Origin of the sequence: Streptomyces katrae, from assembly GCF_002028425.1 — a bacterium.
Classification (GTDB): Bacteria; Actinomycetota; Actinomycetes; order Streptomycetales; family Streptomycetaceae; genus Streptomyces; species Streptomyces katrae_A.
In genome coordinates this window covers 7,429,492-7,444,085 of record NZ_CP020042.1, presented here as the reverse complement: position 1 = coordinate 7,444,085, position 14,594 = coordinate 7,429,492, and the positions used below count along the sequence as shown (strand labels likewise).

The 14,594-nt window shown below is 68.6% G+C and carries 14 protein-coding genes and 5 pseudogenes; 8 read left to right on the top strand and 11 right to left on the bottom strand.

Annotated elements, in window-relative coordinates:
• The first annotated feature begins 365 nt into the window (after positions 1–365).
• The 7 genes and pseudogenes from B4U46_RS37760 (at position 366) to B4U46_RS39805 (ending at position 5,979) form a co-directional block, all read left to right on the top strand.
• Entirely contained in the window at positions 366–527 is a 162-nt protein-coding gene (locus B4U46_RS37760; protein WP_159036654.1) for a hypothetical protein, read from the top strand.
• Between the two features lie 90 nt (positions 528–617).
• Complete coding sequence (locus tag B4U46_RS34060; protein WP_159036655.1) at positions 618–2,579, top strand: B12-binding domain-containing radical SAM protein; 1,962 nt, start codon at positions 618–620, stop codon at positions 2,577–2,579.
• Entirely contained in the window at positions 2,576–3,820 is a 1,245-nt protein-coding gene (locus tag B4U46_RS34055; RefSeq protein WP_079431412.1) for a hypothetical protein, read from the top strand. The genes B4U46_RS34060 and B4U46_RS34055 overlap by 4 nt, the downstream gene beginning before the upstream one ends.
• A 41-nt stretch (positions 3,821–3,861) precedes the next feature.
• Positions 3,862–4,827, top strand: a complete 966-nt coding sequence (locus tag B4U46_RS34050; RefSeq protein WP_079431411.1) for a ThiF family adenylyltransferase — start codon at positions 3,862–3,864, stop codon at positions 4,825–4,827.
• 328 nt (positions 4,828–5,155) lie between these two features.
• Positions 5,156–5,218: pseudogene (locus B4U46_RS39645) on the top strand (hypothetical protein); the annotation flags it as partial.
• Positions 5,219–5,261: 43 nt separating this feature from the next.
• Positions 5,262–5,579 (top strand): annotated as a pseudogene (locus tag B4U46_RS39810) (Tn3 family transposase); the annotation flags it as partial.
• Positions 5,580–5,631: 52 nt separating this feature from the next.
• On the top strand, positions 5,632–5,979 hold the full coding sequence (locus B4U46_RS39805; RefSeq protein WP_208949828.1) for a Tn3 family transposase: 348 nt from the start codon (positions 5,632–5,634) through the stop codon (positions 5,977–5,979).
• Positions 5,980–6,102: 123 nt separating this feature from the next.
• Here the strand turns inward: B4U46_RS39805 and B4U46_RS34035 are convergent, their stop codons facing one another.
• Positions 6,103–7,218 carry a serine hydrolase domain-containing protein gene (locus B4U46_RS34035; RefSeq protein WP_079431410.1) on the bottom strand — a complete coding sequence of 372 codons (1,116 nt, stop codon included), beginning with the start codon at positions 7,216–7,218 and terminating at the stop codon, positions 6,103–6,105.
• A 345-nt stretch (positions 7,219–7,563) separates the two neighbouring features.
• Between B4U46_RS34035 and B4U46_RS34030 the strand changes: the two genes are divergently transcribed.
• On the top strand, positions 7,564–8,484 hold the full coding sequence (locus B4U46_RS34030; protein ID WP_079431409.1) for an AraC family transcriptional regulator: 921 nt from the start codon (positions 7,564–7,566) through the stop codon (positions 8,482–8,484).
• 851 nt (positions 8,485–9,335) lie between these two features.
• Here B4U46_RS34030 and B4U46_RS39635 read toward each other — a convergent pair.
• The 10 genes and pseudogenes from B4U46_RS39635 to B4U46_RS33990 all read right to left on the bottom strand — a co-directional run bounded on the left by B4U46_RS39635 (position 9,336) and on the right by B4U46_RS33990 (position 14,546).
• The gene (locus B4U46_RS39635; RefSeq protein WP_237293413.1) at positions 9,336–9,497 is read right to left on the bottom strand and encodes a hypothetical protein; all 162 of its coding nucleotides are present in this window, start codon (positions 9,495–9,497) and stop codon (positions 9,336–9,338) included.
• 56 nt (positions 9,498–9,553) lie between these two features.
• Positions 9,554–9,760 carry a recombinase family protein gene (locus B4U46_RS39630; RefSeq protein ID WP_237293412.1) on the bottom strand — a complete coding sequence of 69 codons (207 nt, stop codon included), beginning with the start codon at positions 9,758–9,760 and terminating at the stop codon, positions 9,554–9,556.
• Positions 9,761–9,845: 85 nt separating this feature from the next.
• Positions 9,846–10,046 (bottom strand): annotated as a pseudogene (locus B4U46_RS39625) (recombinase family protein); the annotation flags it as partial.
• The gene (locus B4U46_RS40750; RefSeq protein WP_420543170.1) at positions 9,971–10,318 is read right to left on the bottom strand and encodes a zinc finger domain-containing protein; all 348 of its coding nucleotides are present in this window, start codon (positions 10,316–10,318) and stop codon (positions 9,971–9,973) included. The gene B4U46_RS40750 and the pseudogene B4U46_RS39625, both read right to left, overlap by 76 nt.
• 56 nt (positions 10,319–10,374) lie before the next feature.
• Positions 10,375–10,986, bottom strand: a pseudogene (locus tag B4U46_RS34020) (Tn3 family transposase); the annotation flags it as partial.
• Positions 10,987–11,032: 46 nt separating this feature from the next.
• Positions 11,033–11,263, bottom strand: a pseudogene (locus tag B4U46_RS36985) (transposase); the annotation flags it as partial.
• A 190-nt stretch (positions 11,264–11,453) separates the two neighbouring features.
• Complete coding sequence (locus B4U46_RS34005) at positions 11,454–12,296, bottom strand: SAM-dependent methyltransferase (RefSeq protein ID WP_079431407.1); 843 nt, start codon at positions 12,294–12,296, stop codon at positions 11,454–11,456.
• Between the two features lie 330 nt (positions 12,297–12,626).
• On the bottom strand, positions 12,627–13,274 hold the full coding sequence (locus tag B4U46_RS34000; RefSeq protein ID WP_079431406.1) for an RICIN domain-containing protein: 648 nt from the start codon (positions 13,272–13,274) through the stop codon (positions 12,627–12,629).
• Between the two features lie 142 nt (positions 13,275–13,416).
• Complete coding sequence (locus B4U46_RS33995) at positions 13,417–13,629, bottom strand: hypothetical protein (RefSeq protein ID WP_079431405.1); 213 nt, start codon at positions 13,627–13,629, stop codon at positions 13,417–13,419.
• A 209-nt stretch (positions 13,630–13,838) separates the two neighbouring features.
• The gene (locus tag B4U46_RS33990; protein WP_123995171.1) at positions 13,839–14,546 is read right to left on the bottom strand and encodes a DUF4232 domain-containing protein; all 708 of its coding nucleotides are present in this window, start codon (positions 14,544–14,546) and stop codon (positions 13,839–13,841) included.
• Positions 14,547–14,594: the final 48 nt, after the last annotated feature.

The following is a 14,594-nucleotide window of genomic DNA, read 5'->3' as shown; positions in this document are numbered from 1 at the left end:
ACCGCATCCGCCGGCCGGCGGAGAGCCGGAGCGCGTGCCCGGAGCGGGACTTCAGCCGTGTGAAATCGCCCAGATCGCTCGGACTGCTGGTGGTTGCCGCACCTTGGGGCGCCCTCCATCCAGAGTGGGTGGATACTCCCTCTCACTCCGCCGCGACAAGGTTTCTGGCCAGGGAATTCGCGGCCCAAGGCGTTGGCGGGCGCGGGAGAAGCGGAATCCAACGGACGGCGGCGGTCCCTCCGTCCGCCGCCGGGAAGCGGCTTCGGACGCCGTGCCGGGCCATGTATGCACGCACCATTGACAGGACCTCAAGAACTGGGTGGGATGAAGAGGTTGGTGCCAGTCCAGGTGAAGAAGGGACAACGATGATGCAGGAACTGCAGGACAGTCCGGTGATCGCGATGACCGAGGCCGAGCCGGACATGGTGCTTTTCACCGATGGCGAGGGGTTCGACCTCGTCGACGACGTGGAGCTCATCTCCCTGTCGTCGGCCACACTCGGTGCCATCGTCGCGCGGCGCTGCTAATCACATCCGATGGCGACTCCGAAACGACTGGCCCTCTCGTTCGCCGGGGAGGGCCAGGTGTCGGTCCGGACGTCCACGCGGAATGTTCGCGTGACGCTGGGTCGGCCCCTGATCAATTCCGACACCAATTCCCCTTTCTTCGTCCCTCTCGGACTTCTCTGCATCGCCTCTCCCCTGAGGGCGCACGGCCACCCCACCGTCGTCGTCGACCTGGAGTACGAGCACCGGATCGGCGTCTTCGAACCGAGTGACGCCGACTGGCTCGACCAGACCTGTGAGCGTCTGCTCGCCGCCGACCCCGACGTGCTCGGCCTCACCTGCCTCGCGGACACCCTCCCGTCGTGCCTCCTCATCGGGCGCCGGGTCAAGCAGCTCCGGCCCGGTGTCACGGTGGTGCTCGGCGGACCCGGGACGTTCGGCGTCTTCCCCGACGCCCTCCCGCGCTTCGCCGACTGCGTCGACTTCGTGTGCCGCGGCGAGGGAGAGCTCGCGATCACCGCTCTCGCGGACGCCCTCGCCGACGGGACCGATCCCGCCGAGGTGCGCGGCTTCTGGTCGTGCGTGGACGGCCAGGTGGTGTCCAGCGGGCCGCAGCCGACCACGAACCTGAACCTCGTGCCGATGCCGGCGTACGACGCCGTCCCGATGGGCGACTACATCCGGCTCTCGACCCCGCACATCTTCGATGTGCACATCGGCTCCGGGTGCACCTATTCGTGCAAGTTCTGCATGACGTCGACGTTCTGGGACCGCGACTTCCGGATCAAGGACCCCGCGGTCATCCTCGAAGAGCTGCGGTTCCTGCACCGCACCTACGGGGTCACCCAGTTCAACTTCCTGCACGACAATTTCGCCAACAAGCGCACGTACCTCGACGAGTTCGTCTCCTATTTCGCGGAGCACAACGACATCTTCGAGTGGGGCTGCGCGGTCCGGCCGGACAACGTCAATCCGTCCCTTCTGCGGCGGATGGCCGACGCGGGGTGCTTCAACATCTTCTGCGGCACGGACGCGGGATCGGAGAAGATCCTCAAGTCCATGCTGAAGATGCCCTCGACGAAGCGGACCTACGAGTTCTTCCGGTCCGCCCAGGAAGTCGGCATCCAGTTCGAGACGAACACGATTGTCGGTTACCCGGAAGAAGCCGCCGAGGACCTGGAGAAGTCCCTGGAGGTCGTGTTCGACGCGATCGCCTACGGGGCTGTCAACAGCGACCTCAGCGTGCTCCAGCCGCTCCCCGGCGCCGAGATCACCGGTGAGTACCGGGCCGAACTCGAACCGCTCAAGGGCGAACTCGACGTCATGGGGACCTTCCTCCCGCCGGACGTCCGCGCGCTCATCAAGGAAGAAGCCGAGATCTTCACCGGCTTCAGCTTCATCCGCAGCGGAAACCGGGAATACGAGTACTACCAGGACGTGCTGCGCCTTTCCAGGTATTTCACGCGCCGCTACTACCACCTGCTGCGGTTCCTGAAGCAGGGCGCGGGGCTCACGTACGTGGAAGTCATCGACGCACTCCTGGAGCGGTCCGACATGCCGGTCGAGGACGCGCTCGGTGAGATCCTGGCGAAGCTGGACGGCGCGCACGCGCGCACCGCCAGGGCGCTGTTCACGTACGACTCGATGCTCGCGGGGTTCCGTGGCGACGAGGTCGAGGAAGAACTCGTCAACGTGTACCGGCGGCCCGCCGTCGTGGGGGAGAAGCCGCATTTCCTGACCGCGGACCTCGACGTCGACGTCGTCGCGATGGTCTCCGACCCGCGGGAGATCACCTGGGAGCCGGAGCTGGACCGTCCGACCGTCGTGGTCGTGTACCGCGCGAGCGAGGCGGAGGTGTCGACCCTCCGTCTGACGCCGGGGCAGGCCAAGATGTTCAAGGCGCTCATGCCGCGCGGGAGCGAGGAGCGCGAGGCACTCCTCGCCCAGGTCGCCCCCGGACGGCTGCGCGAGGTCGCCACGGCGGTGGCGGGACTGTGCGCCCGGATCGACGCCTCGCCGGACGCCCCCGGGCGGACTCCGCCGGTGGCCGACAGCCCCCTCCCGGCCACGTGAGCGCCCCGCGCCCCGTCGTCGTCGAGGTGGACGACGACCCGATCCGGTGGCACGGACCCACGGGAGGCGACTACCTGAGCCGCTGGTTCGCCTCGGCGAGCCAGCACAGCAGGCTCGACCTCCTGTGGTGCACGGACGACGGACTCAGCCAGCACTACCGCGTCCAGCGGGACGCGTCCTTCTCCGACGGGAGCCCGGTGCGTGCGAGCGATCACGCCCGGGCGATCCGGACCGCGCTCACGGTGCCGTCGCTCCAGCGGTTCTTGATCGACATCCGCGCGGTCCACACCTCGAAGGACACGCTGGTCATCGAGCTTCGCCGCCCGGCGCCGCACCTCCCCGGCCTGCTCCAGAGCGTCGACCTCGCTCCGGTCTCGCCGTGCGGACAGCTGTCCTCGGGCGCGTACGAGCGTGCCGTGCGCACCTCCGACGACGAGTACTGGCTCGAACCCGTCAGGGCCGGCACGCCCCCCGTGCAGGTGCTCGTGCGCCGGGATCCGCACGGCGCCCCGGAGCGGTTCCGGCGGGGCGAGGCCGACGTGACGTGCGCGACGGCGTTTCCGCTCGACCGCGTTCCGGACTTCGCGGACAGCGGGGCGTTCCACACGGCACCGACCGGGATCGAGATGTGCCTGGAGGCCGTCCCCGGCAGCCGGTCGGCGGTGGGCGACCCGGAGTTCCGCCGCAGGCTCCTCGGCGCGCTCCGCTACGACCGCCTGGTCGCCCGGTGCTGGAACGGCGTGGAGTCGGCGGCGCCCGACCACCACGTCGAGGCTCCGCCCAGCACCGCCGGCACCGGTGAACGCCTGCGCCTGGGGTACTGGGACTACTACCCCAACCTGGACGTGGCCGAAGAGGTCGCGGCCCAGCTGAACGAGAACCTCGGCGTCGAGGTCGAGCTGGCACCCGCCGACTTCGTCTCGGGCTCGGCCCAGTCCTTCGACCTGCTCCTCGCCCTGCGGGGCCCGCTCTTCGAGGATCCGATCGGAGCCCTGGACCTGCTCGACCCGGCACGCCGCGATCCGGTCCTCGCGCCGCTGCTGCGCCGGCTGTCCGAGGACCCGGACGACGAGGAAGCTGCCGATGAGCTGCGGCGAGCGGCGCGCGAGCAGTGCCCGGTCCTGCCGCTGCTGCGGCTCCGGGGCCACTGGCTGCAGCGAGAGGCACTGGCGGGCCGGCCCTGGCCGCCGATGGACGCCGTGCGCTTTCCCCGGTTCAGCTGGAGCGCCGATTCTCCATGACCCCCGGCAAACGGTGATCTCGCTATGAAGGAAGGCCAGGGATGGCTGACGGAAGCGACCGCTACGTGCTCTCGCCTGCGGCGACCTGGTCCCGCGACGGCGACGAGCTGCGCGTCTTCTCCGACGAGGTACTGCTGGTCCGGCGCTGCCCCGAAGCGATGTTCGCATGGCTCGAAGCGGTCTCCGACGACCCGCTCGGCCTCCCGGTGCCGAGGGGAGGGAACACGGACGCCATCGTGCGCACGCTCCTTCGGCTCCGCCTCGTCGTCGCACCGTTCGACCGCTCGTGGGAGTCGTCCGCCTGGCGGAACCAGGTCGAGTACTTCGCGGCCCTGGGCCTGGACGCCGGCGTGGCACAGGAACGCCTGCGCGCGGCGCACGTGACCGTTCTCGGCGTCGGCGGCATCGGCGGCGCGGTGCTGGCCGAGCTCGTGGGTGCGGGCGTGGGCGGACTCACGCTCGTGGACGGCGACCGGGTCGCGCTGGAGAACCTCAACCGCCAGTACCTCTACCGACGTTGTGACGTCGGACGGGCAAAGGTCGATGTGGCCCGCGAGTGGGTGCGTGAGCGCCTCCCCGAAGCGGAGCCGACCGCTGCCATGGAGACCATCATGACCAGCGAGGCGCTGGTGCCGTACCTGCGCGAAGGCGGGTTCCTCGTCGTGGCGGCCGACCGTCCCGCGTCGCTGCCGGAAGTGTGCGCCCAGGCGTGTCTGGAGCGCGGAGTGTCGATGATGACGGGTGGCTGCGGCCTCCGGGTGGGGTCGAGCGGCCCGCTGATCCGGCCCGCCGACGTCCCGGCCTTCCTCGCGTCGCTCCAGGAGGCGAAGGCCGTGGCCGGAACCGCGGTCACGCCGATGGCGGCCTCGTTCGGCCCGGTCAATACGCTGGTGGGCGCGACGATGGGCCGTGATCTCATCTTCGGCATAATCGGTGTGAGCGCCCGGACGACTTCGCATCGCGTCGAGCTGCTGGGGACGGCTTTGACCCGGGAGTGCGGAAGGTGAGCTCTGGCCTCGATCTTTCGTGAGGGCCCGTCAGCTTTTCGGCGGACCTTTCGGTTTGTTCGGGTGGGGTTCTCGGTGTGCGCGGGTTGAGGGCCTGGCTGCCGCGTCGGGTGGATGCCGGGTTCCACTGCTCAGGCCGCGGGATGCCGCGTTCCGCGGCGACGGGGTGACGCAGGAGCTGACCTGTGGCCGGCAGGCTGAGGATTGTCTGGACGCCCACCCTCGGGTAGGCCCTGTTCTCCCGAAGCTACGGCGAAGTGACAAGTCCGTTTTGGAGCTGTGCGTCTACAGCCAGCTCAAGTTCTGCTCGGCCTCCGAGGTCGCCGCGATGATCGAGGGCGTGCTACGGCACTGCACGGACGTGGAGGTCGACCGGCAGTACACCGACACGCACGGCGCCTCCATCGTCGGCTTCGCCTTCGCCCACCGCCCACATGCTCGGCTTCAACCTGCTGCCCCGGCTGAAGAACGTCGGCTCCGCCCGCCTGTACCGGCCGGCGGCCGGACAGGACGAGACGTGGCCGAACCTGGCGTCGGTACTGTCGACCAAGACGATCGACTGGGACCTGATCCGCCAGCAGTACGACCAGATCGTGAAGTACACCACCGCCCTTCGCCTGGGCACCGCCGAAGCCGAACAAGTCCTGCGGCGCTTCACCCGCGGCGGGCCCAAAAACCCCACCTACCGCGCGATCGAGGAACTCGGGCGTGCGGTGCGCACGGCGTTCATCTGCGACTACCTCACCGACGCGGAGCTACGCCGCGAGATCAACGACGGGCTCCAGGTCGTGGAGAACGGGAACAGTGCCCAACCACGACCTGTTCTACGGCAAGGACGGCGACCTGACCGGCTCCGACAAGGAGTCCCAGGAGGTCTCCATGCCGGCGCTGCACCTGCTCCAGTCAGCGCTGGTGCACGTCAACACCCTGCTCCTCCAAGACATCCTGAGCAAGGAGAAGTGGCAGAAGCGGCTCACCGATGCCGACCGGAGGGCCCTGTCCCCGCTGTTCTGGACCCATGTGAACCCCTACGGCCGGTTCGAGCTGGACATGACCAACAGGCTCGAACCTGGTCCGCTCGCGGCGCCCCCAGCCCAGCGGACGGACGAACGTCAGACGGCAACCATCCAGGGAATCGCCGGGGCGCGGTGAAAAACGGCCGTTCGGCATCGACGTCCGTCGGGGCCGGCCGTCGAGCGTGACTGGCGGTGGCCCCGCGACTTGCGAATATTCGAGCGGGAGAGGGAACAAGGGCAGCCTCGGCCGCCCAGTTGCTCAGTGCAGTCCGCTGTAGGCGGCCATGATGATCTCCATGCCGCGGTTGTCCTCCTGCCGGTCCCGGTCGATCATCTGGTTCATGGCGTAAGCCACCGTCATGCGCGAGCCCGGGTCGCTCATGACCAGTGAGCCGCCCCATCCGCCCCATCCGAAGGTGTTACCGAACTTGCCGAAACCAGCGGTCCAGGACATCGGCGTCCGCAGGACACGGTCCTCACCGTGGAACAACTCCTGCCACGCGGGCTCGCAACCCTGAGGGGACAGCAGTCGCACACCGCCGGCCGAACCCTGGTTTGCCAGTACCGACTGGACGAGGGCGACGGACCGGGCGTTGCCGAAGCCGTTTACCGCTGGGATCTGCGCACGGCGCCAGGCCACAGAGTTGGCGTCCTTGACCTGGACCAGGACACCGGTGTACTCCCGGCGTACGCCGTCCGGTCCGGGTGGCGCACTGGAGGCGTACTCGTCGGTCAGTGACGGGGGCGGGATGAGCGGTGCGACACGGGAGTCATGTTCCGCAGAGAGCCCGATGTGGAAATCCGCGCCCAGCGGCTTGGCGACTTCATCGGCGAAGAAGTCACCAAGGCTGCGGCCGGTGATGCGACGGACGATCTCACCCACAAGGAAGCCGAAAGTGAGCGCGTGATAGCCGGCCGCCGCTCCCGGCTCCCATTCGGGCGCCTGCGCGGCCAGCCCCGCCGTTGTTCCCGCCCAGTCGTAGAGCTCCTCGACCGCGGTCGGTCCGGTCAGGTCAGGCAGCCCTGCGGTGTGTGACAGCACGTGCCGTACCAGCAGGTCCTCTTTGCCGGCCGAAGCGAACTCGGGCCAGTAGGCGGCGACCGGCGCGGACAGATCGAGCTCGCCCCGGTCGGCCAGGACGAGCGCGCACAGTGCAGTCATGTTCTTGCTCGTCGAGTTCACGCCGACGATGGTGTCGCGCTCCCAGCTGACGGAACGGTCCGCGTCGGCGTACCCGCCCCAGATGTCAACCACCGGCTCGCCGTCAATGTAGACGGCCGCTGACGCGCCCACGTCGTCCTTGCTGAGCAAAGTCGCCAGTGCATCACGGACCGCGGCAAACCGCGGCTCGCAGAATCCCTCAATTTCAGTCATGGGTGTCAGCCTCAGGTAAGGCCAGGGCTCCGGCCCGATAATTCCCGTACCGGTTTTGTCGGGCGGGACTCGATCAAGTCTTCTCTACTTCCAGCAAGGCGGCCTGATGGTCGCGCGGTCGGGCCGCCGGCCCTCAGCGGACCGCTCCTGCCCTCGCCCCGCAGTCGGCGGATGACCCGGTCGGTGCCCCGGATCGCAGCGCCGATGGCCGGCAGGGCGCCGCGGCGGCGGGCGACTCCGGCTTGGGCTCGGGTGCCGACCGCTGTGGCTTCTGCGGCTGCGTGCGGCTGTTTGGCAGGGTGGGCGTTCCTAAGGTGGAGACGCAAGAAGAAAGGACGGAGACACGTGCTGGAGCGGCTGAATCAGGCGCTGGACCACCTGGAAGCCTGCCTCGACCGGGAGGTCGACATGGCCGAGGCAGCCCGGATCGCCGCGGTGTCGGAGCACCACTTCCGGCGGCTGTTCTCCGCGCTCGCCGGGATGCCGCTCCCGGTCTACGTGCGGCGGCGGCGAATGACACTCGCCGGGGCCGAGGTGCTCGCCGGGGACCTGACGCTGCTCGATATCGCAGTGCGGTACGGGTACAGCTCGGGCGAGGCGTTCGCCCGGGCGTTCCGATCGGTGCACGGCATCGGGCCGGGCGAGGCCCGGCGCACGGGTGCGACGCTCACGGCGCAGTCGCGCATGTCCTTCCGTGTCGTCGTCGAAGGGAGTACGGCCATGCGCTACCGCATCGTGGAGAAGGAGTCGTTCCGGGTCGTCGGCAAGAAGGCCCGGCTCCCGCTCGTACACGAGGGGCTCAACGCAGCCGCCGCGGCGCACGCGGAAAGCCTGGACAAGCAGGCAATCGTACGGATGAAAGAGCTGACCGGCCAAGAGCCGGACGGGATTCTGTCCGCGGTGGTGTACCTGACCGACAGCCGGGAGGAGGGCGCCGAGGCAGACTACTGGATCGGTGTGGTGACCGGCCGCGATGTGGCAGCCGAGGAGCTCGACGCTCTCGACGTGCCTGCCGGGACGTGGGCGGTCTTTGACAACCACGGACCGTATCCGAGCGCCCTCCAGGAACTGTGGCGGGACGTGTTCACGCAGTGGTTCCCCTCGAATCCGTACGTGAGCCGGCCGGGGCCGGAGCTGCTGCGGACGCAGCCGGTCGAGATCGGCGCCGAGACCGACTCCCAGCTGTGGATCCCGGTTGAGCGGGGCAGCTGGAGCGCTGAGGCGCGAACGCCCGCCGGGATGCCGGGCCGGGGCCGGCACACTTGACGCTCATGGACCTTGACGATTTATTGCGGTGCTTGGCTGAGGCTGACTCCGGGAAGCTGCGCCCCGAATTATGCGGCACGCGCTCTGCCTGATCGCTTTCGCCCAGCACGACCGGGTTGCCGTGCGGGAGGCGGTTACCAAGGCGATGATCACGTTCAACAGGCTGCCATCGAACAGCAGCTGAAGACGATCGCACGCCTGGGCGCGTTCGACGTGTTCGTGGACGCCCTGGATGAGACGGTGTGCCAACAGATCGGCACCTACGTCGAGCGCAGGCGAGCCCTCCCCACCGACGCCTCCGCCTCCGGGTTCCTGGACCCCGCAATGGCTTCTGTGCTTGCCCTGGCCGGGGTTGACGCTGTTCGAGACCGCATCCCTGCCTTGGGCAGTAAGTTCGCACAGCTGTACCCGACCCAGCAGGCCACTGTCATCCAGCGGCGGCCCTCCGCCTACTTCACCGACTTCCTGGCGCCCATCCTGGCCTCGGCCGGCGGCTGGCGCATCGCCGAGAGCCTCACCGCGATGACGGTGATCCCGTGCGCACGCCTGATCCAGCCCGAGCAGCTAAACGGCATCCTGACCGCATGGGCTGAGAACGCGCAGTGCCGAAGAGGCGTCAGGGATGACTCAAATCGCGGTCACCTTCTGGATGCACGCCACTCAGCTCCAGTCTCATCCGGCATGGACAGCATTCGTCAGGCGGGTGCGAGAGCTTGCGACCGATCCGCAGTGGTTCCAGTACGAGGAGCTGGCTGCCGTGATCGACTACAAGGAGGTCACCACCGCCTCGTAGGGGCGTGCGCCCTTGGGGACCCCCGTACAGCCGCTGGCGCTTAGAACGATCACGGGATCTAACTGCGGGTCTCCGTGTTCGGGTGGGACTGGGCCTGGAGGCGTTCGCGGAGGTCGATCTCCTCGGGGGTGAGCGGGTCCTCGGGCCGGCGGATGCGTACGGGCTTGGGCCGCAGGGACAGGCCGTCATCCGCCGCGGCGGCCTCGGCTTCCGCGAGCACCCGGTAGAGCGAAGCGACCGACGGGGACTTGCCCGCGTTCTTCCCGGTCGAGATGGTCAGCTTCTGGCGATCTCGGGGACGGGGACGCCCTTGTCCTTGGTCGCGACGGCGAAGGTGAGCATGTCGTCGTCGATGACCTTCGGGCGTCCGCCGTGGTTGCCCTTGGACGCGGCGATGACCTGGCCTTCGAGGGTCTTCTCCCGGATGTGGTTGCGCTCGATCTGCCCGGCGACGGCGAGCACGGCGAAGAACATGGCGCCCATGCCGTGGGTCGTAGATGCCGGTGAGCGGTCCGGTGAGGAGTTCGAGCTGGATGCCGCCGGCCTGGAGCTCGGCGGACAGCGTCATCAGCTCGGCCGCGTTCCTGGCGAGGCGCTTGAGCTCGTGGACGGTGAGGATGACGGGCGTCTCGGGTGCGGCCTCCTTGAACTGGTGGGCCAAGGCGAGCGCCTTCTCCAGCTCGGGCCGGATCTTCACGCGGGTACTGATCTGCTCCTGAAAGACCTTGTGGCACTCCGCACGGTGGAGTGCTTCGAGCTGGCTCGCCAGCTCCTGCCGGGCCGTCGACGTCCTGGCGTACCCGATGCGGACCGGGCGCTCGGTGCGGGGCGCGGGCACGACGGCGAGCGCCGGGCCCTGCTTCCACACGCGGGCACGGGGTGGCGGTCGGTGGGGACGAGGACTTCGAGTTCCCCGCGGAGCGCGGGGACGAGGACGAAGCGGGGGGTGTGGTACTTCGCGGCGGTCTTCCCGCCGCGGGTGCGACAGGCGGAGCCGGCAGGCGCGTCACAGTTCGGGCATTCGTGACGCTCTACCGCCAATGCGGCCCGATCGCGTGTGAGATCCCGGCTCTCCCAGCGCCACCGATCGCCACCTCAATGTCCTCGTCCCGCAGCTCGTGGCCCTCGGCGCGGAGCTGGGCGGCGGCGTCGATGTACTTCGTGGTCCAGAGCACGATGGCGTTGAGGACGAGGCCGAGCGCGCCGAGCTGGTGCTCCATGCCGTCGCTGTACGCCTGGTGGATGGTGCCGCGCTTGCCGTGGCACACGTCATGGGCCGGCTTGTGCCGGGACTCCTGCACGGTGAGCTGCCGGTTCGTCTGACGGCGGTAGGTGTCATCCACCGGGTCGGCCATCCGCATCAGGTGCTCGGTCTTGGCGATCCGACCGTACTCCGCGAACGCCTGCCCCAGCGGCGTGGGGTGACCCTCGCGGCCGAACATCCGCAGCAGGTCGTAGGCGCGGACCTGTTCGGTGACCAGGGAGCCCGCGACCCGGAGCATGTCAGGCCACCACGTCTCGATCTTCTTCAGGTTGACGCGGTTGCGGGCGAGCGGCTCCAGCACCCCGTACGTCCCCGCCTCCACCCCGGGCATCGTGGCCCGCCGGAACTGCTGGTCGTCCAGGTCCTTGAAGCGGGGGCTGAAGTTGTAGCCCAGGATCTTGAAGATCCCGAACACGATGTCGGAGTAGGAGGCGTTGTCGGTGGCCGACCACGGACTCGGACGCGGCGGGCTGACCACCAAGATCCACCTCGCGGGCCCATATTCCGTCCCGCTGCCAGCGGCGGAACAGGTTGTAGGCCCGGTCCCACGGCCCGTAGCGTTCGGGCACGTCCCGCCACGGAGCACCGGTACGGGTCCGTCACCGTATGCCGTCTATCAGCTGCCGCCACGGCCACACCTGCGGCCGGCCCGGCTTGATGCCCTGCGGCAGCAGCGGCTCAAGCCGGGCCCACTGGCCTTTCGTCAGATCTCCACGTCCCACAAGGTGTGATCATGAACGAACAAGATCCACTTTCGTGCACCCTACGGCAAGGTCCCGCTGCGGCGCCTACATGGCCTGCTACTTCGGCGCCCGCGCCGAAGGCCTCCTCACGACGCCTGCGTCTGCGGGGTCGTCGTCGTGCGCTGCAACCCGGTCCCATCTGGTGCCTCCGCTGGACGGGCGGCTGCTCTCAGGGGCGGCGGCAGTGGAAGATTCCCCAGCTCGTGAGGCCCTTCCGGCAGGCTTCCACCCAGAGTGGGAGGTTCTGCAGGAGGCCCTGCACGTAGGCGGGGCTGATGACGCCGGCGAGTTCCTTCGCGCGTCGGGCGGTCTCCTCGGTGAGGCGGAGGTAGTGGGTGAGTGTCTGGTCGCTGCGGTCGTCGAAGTCGATGCGGGTCAGGCCGAGTCCGGCGATCGTCCGGCGGTAGAAGCCGGGCGTGGCGAACCCGTCCACGTCGAGGCGGGCCACGGCAGCACGCAGCGCGTCGGGAGGGGCCGTGTCGGCTGCCATCAGATCGGTGAAGACCAGGTCTCCCCGGGGTTCGAGGACGCGTACTGCCTCGCCCAGCAGCTGGTTCCGGTCGCCGCTGTGGCAGAAGGCCTCCTGCGACCACACGACGTCGAAGTACCCGGCCGGGTACGGGATGTCCTGGAAGGATCCGGTGACGACCTCGATGAGCCCGTCCAGGCCCTGCTCGGCATTGGCCCGGCGGTGCCGCTCGTTCTGCGATTCGCTGATGATCAGCGCCACCACCTTGCAGCCGAACCGCCCGGCCAGGTAGCGGGTCGGCCCGCCGTAACCGGAGCCGAGGTCCAACACGGTGCTACCCGGGCCGAGGCGGTCGGCGACCTTCCCGGCCGCCAGCTCCACCGTCCGCCGGGAAGCGAGCGCGACCGACTCGTGCTCATGGGCGTACACGCCGGTGTGGATGTCCTCGCCGCCCCACACCGCGGCGTAGAAGGCGTCGACATCACCCGTCCCGTAGTAGCGGCGTGCCGCCGCCTCGGCCTTGGCCGCGCTCTCAAGACTCATTGCCACCATCCCGACGTCCAGGTTTTCGTGCACAGGGCGCCGAGGCCCCGGAACGTGACGCTATCCGTGGCTCCCGTAAGAAGTCAGGAACACGAAATCAGCCACCCCCGCGTCGGCGGCTTGCGGCTCTAGCCGCCCGCGGGCAGGCCGAGCAGGCGGTGGAAGTCAAAGCGGCCCTCCGTGCGGTGTTCGGCATTCCGCAGGACCTCCGGGCAGTCGGCTTCGCCCACGGCGCCCCCTTGACCGGCGGCAGCGAGGTGCACACCACCTTCCAGCGATTCCTTCAAAAGCTCCGCACGAAGTCCTGAAGCGGGTGCAGCGGGCACAGTGTCAATGCACGTGGGGGCCGGTTCCCCAGTCCTGCACGTTCACGAGCTGCCAGTCCTGGTTGACCGCGTTCCAGCCGCTGTACTTCGTGATGCAGGGCCACGCCTGCAGTCGGGCTCCCTGAACGGGTGGATTCGGGGCTCGTCCGTTGTCCGCGTCCAAGCAGAACCGGCCGCCGCCGTACTGGTTCTGGATGACGGTGCGGGAGCCGCCGAAGCATTGGTTGGGGTTGGCGCAGTCACTCGCAGTCTTCGGGATTTCCTGTGTTCTCCAGAGGTTGCGCGTACCGATCGGGTTGCTCGACAGCCCCGAGCACTCCTGCTGGAGCACTGTGTTCTTCGTGGTGTCGAGCGTGCGCCCCAGGCACTTGCCGGAATGCTTGGCGACCAGCCCGAACCAGCCGTCGCCCTGGGGTTCCACCTTGAACTGCTCGCTCTGGCCGCCATAGTTGGCCCACAGGACTATCGCACCACCTTCGTCGGTGTTGTGCGCGAACACCTCCGCCACCATGTGGGTGCTCTGGTTCACCACATAGACGTATGTGTCCTCGGCGGTGGCTGTGGATGGAGCAATGATTCCCGCCGCGATGAGTGATGCGGTGGCGACGGGTACCGCGAAACGGCTCGCCCTGGTCTTCGTCTTGCTCTTCATGTGACTCTCCCGCCTGGCGACTGGGCTCCGGCGGCGAGACGCCTGATGGATCAGACCGCTTCCAGCCAAGTCCCGGCGGCCTTGCCGTGCATGTCGGCAGCCGCACACCCGTCAGGTGTGGCCGCCCCGGCCGGCTTCCACGTCAACGAGGATGGATCCGTTGCCCGGGCGCCGGCGCGGCCGAGGCGCGCTCATCGGCGAGTTGCTCGCTGACCCGCTCAGGGACTCGTTCGGCGACAGCGAGCTCGTCTCGCTCGGCCCGTACCTTCGCCAACTGCTTGGCCAGTTGTTCTTCGAGTTCGTCCAGCTCCGCGCGCCGCGCAGAAATCCGTTCCAGCAGCTCGGGATCCAACATGCATCGGATGGTAGAAGGCCGTCCGGCTACAGCGAGCAGGAACCGGCGAATCGACCGCTCCGCCGGACGATCTTCTCCCCGCACTGCCGCCCACGACCAGCGTGAGCACCCCGACGGTCCAGCACGCCAGCCCTGTGACCTGCCCGATTTACGGTCCCAGGGTCGCCGCGCCAACGGGGCGACCCTCCCTTTCGTTCTGGTCGGGGTGGTTAGGACGACATGATGAATCGCAGGGCGAGGCCGGAGGCGGTGATCCAGTAGGTGACGCGGGCGCCGTCGTCGAACGACACCTGGCCGGGCAGGCTGACGTTCGCCGGGTCGCTCGGCTTGCTGCCGGGGTTGGGGCCCTGGAGGCTGAGGGGAAGGGTGTTCGTGTCGTAGGTGTCCATGTGGCCGCCGCTGGCCAGGAGAGCCGCGTACGCCTTCTCACCCGGAGCGAGGGTGGGGGGCGCGTCCTTGCTGTCCTTGATCACGGCGATCGGGGCCCTGGCGTAGGGGAACCTCAGGTAGGGGTATTCGTAGAGGTTGCACTTCTTGTCACCGGTGTTGGTGACCGTGAGGAGGAGGTGCCTGACGGGCTTGCCCTTCTCGTCCTCGTTCGTGGCGGAGAACGCGAGGTCGCTCACCGCACACGCGGCAACCGCGGCGCCGTCGCCCTTACCGGCGTCGCCGCCGGCATTGCCCGAACCGCCGCTGGGCTTCGCCGAACCACCCCCGCCCTTCGCCGAAGCCTCGCTCGGCTTCGGAGAAGGGGTCTCCCCCGCCTTCGGCGAGTTCGTCGCGCTCGGCTGCTCCGAGGTCTTGGAGTCGCCCGATACGTCGGCCCCGCTCGGCTCGCATGCCGTGGCCGCGAGCAGCAGCGCACCGAGGACGGCCGCGGCCGCCCCCGTCCTGATTGCCTTGTTTCCGCTGGTCAACAGAGCCCCCTATGTGGTGTTCTTCGCTGTACACGACCTGTACGCACG